Here is a 1,839-nt window from a genome sequence, read left to right as displayed (position 1 = left end):
GATCGGTATGCCTCTAATCATTAATTTATTGGACAAGACTGGACAATGCGTACATGGCGATCCATAATACTAATATGGCAAAGTACGTGAAACCAAATGAAGCAGCTAACACTTTGGGAGTTTGCCTCCGAACCCTCAGACGATGGGAAGCAGAAGGTAAAATCAACACAATCAAAACACCGTCAGGTCAAAGACGGTACGACATCGAAAAGTTCATCAAAAAAGAATCAGAACCAGAGGGAGGACGCGCCACTGTTATCTATGCTCGCGTCTCTACCCGACCTCAAAAAGCAGACCTCGATCGACAAGTTGAACGATTATCAGCGCTCTACCCAGGCGCTGAAATTGTTAAGGAAGTGGGAGGAGGACTCAATCTTAGGCGGAAAGGACTCATCACCCTTTTGGGACGAGTTCTGCGAGGTGATATCGCAATTATTGTGGTTGCCCACAAAGACCGACTTGCAAGATTCGGATTTGACATTATCGAATGGCTTTGTGAGCAATTTGACTGCAAAATCGTGGTTCTCAACCAAATCAGTCTCTCTCCACACGCCGAACTCGTTCAAGATATCGTCCCAATCCTCCACAGCTTTTCAAGCCGACTTTACTCCATTAGAAGGCTTGAAAACCAAATCAAGCAGGAGTTACAAGTCGAATCCAAGGCACAAGAAGGAGAAGAGATCGCCCAACAAAACACTTAAGATTCGAGTTTATCCTGAGTTAGCGCTGCACCAAAAATGGAAGTCTTGGCTATCAGCATCGCGTTACTGCTACAACAAGGCTATTGCAACCTTGAAAGCAGGCGAAAAAATAACCAGTGCTTATTCTTTGAGGGACTACGTGCTAGGACTAGACTTACCTGATTGGGTCAAGTCTGCACCGTCCCACCCAAAAGAAAATGCTATTTTTGACGCTTGGGATGCCTGGAAACAAGCCAAGTCCGTCAAAGGAGAAGCAAGTTTTAGGAGTTGTCGTCAACCATCGCAATCAATCAAATTCCACAGGGTTAACTTCAACGGCGAGACTTGGTTTCCATCCCTAGTCAAAGGACTTAGCTTGAGAACTACAGAGCCAATTCAAAAGACCGAGTTTGCGACCCAACTTATTAGAGACAAAAAGCGATGGTTCGCTTGTATCCCAGTGATAGAAGAGGTGAGGACAAAGGAACTAGACAAGGTAATTGCACTTGACCCTGGCGTTAGAACCTTTTTAACTGGCTACGACGGTGACTCATTTCAAGAATTTGGCAAGGCAGACATTGGACGCATTCAAAGATTGTGTTCTCACCTTGACAAACTAATGGGACGTGCGTCAAAAGCTGGTAGAAAGCAGAAGCGCCGGATGCTAGAAGCTGCAAGCAAGTTGAGAATCAGGATTCGCGACTTGATTGACGAGTGTCACAAGCAGGTGGTTAATTACCTGACAAGTCAATACAAAGTCATCTTGCTGCCTACATTTGAAACATCACAAATGGTTGTTAAGTCAAAGCGCAAGTTACGCACCAAGACTGCTAGACAGATGCTCACTTGGGGGCATTATCGTTTTGAATGCCACCTCAAGCAATCAGCTAAAAAACGAGGTGTTGTTGTTATTGACGTTAACGAATCCTACACTAGCAAAACTTGCACCAAGTGCGGACACAAGCATTCAAAACTTGGTGGTTCAAAAACATTTAAATGCCCTAGCTGCGGTCACGAACATGACCGAGATTGGGGCGGCGCTCGAAACATTATGATTCGAGCTTTGAGGGACGGCTCCTTTGCTCTCTCTATCAATAGTGAGAGTATTGCTATCGCGTATGCCCTGTTTGTCCAGGGTTGTGCAGCGTAACACCGTCAG

2 protein-coding genes are annotated in these 1,839 nt (G+C 45.4%); both read left to right on the top strand.

Features of this window, described 5'->3' with window-relative positions; all coding sequences use genetic code 11:
• The first annotated feature begins 74 nt into the window (after window positions 1–74).
• Complete coding sequence (locus JGK11_RS32635; protein WP_293214496.1) at window positions 75–701, top strand: IS607 family transposase; 627 nt, start codon at window positions 75–77, stop codon at window positions 699–701.
• The gene (locus JGK11_RS32630; RefSeq protein WP_293214494.1) at window positions 622–1,830 is read left to right on the top strand and encodes a transposase; all 1,209 of its coding nucleotides are present in this window, start codon (window positions 622–624) and stop codon (window positions 1,828–1,830) included. Before JGK11_RS32635 ends, JGK11_RS32630 begins: the two co-directional genes overlap by 80 nt.
• The last annotated feature ends 9 nt before the right edge of the window (window positions 1,831–1,839 follow it).

The organism is Microcoleus sp. PH2017_34_RAT_O_A (genome assembly GCF_020737885.1).
In the GTDB taxonomy this organism is placed as follows: Bacteria; Cyanobacteriota; Cyanobacteriia; order Cyanobacteriales; family Microcoleaceae; genus Microcoleus.
This window is presented reverse-complemented; position numbering and strand designations above follow the sequence as displayed.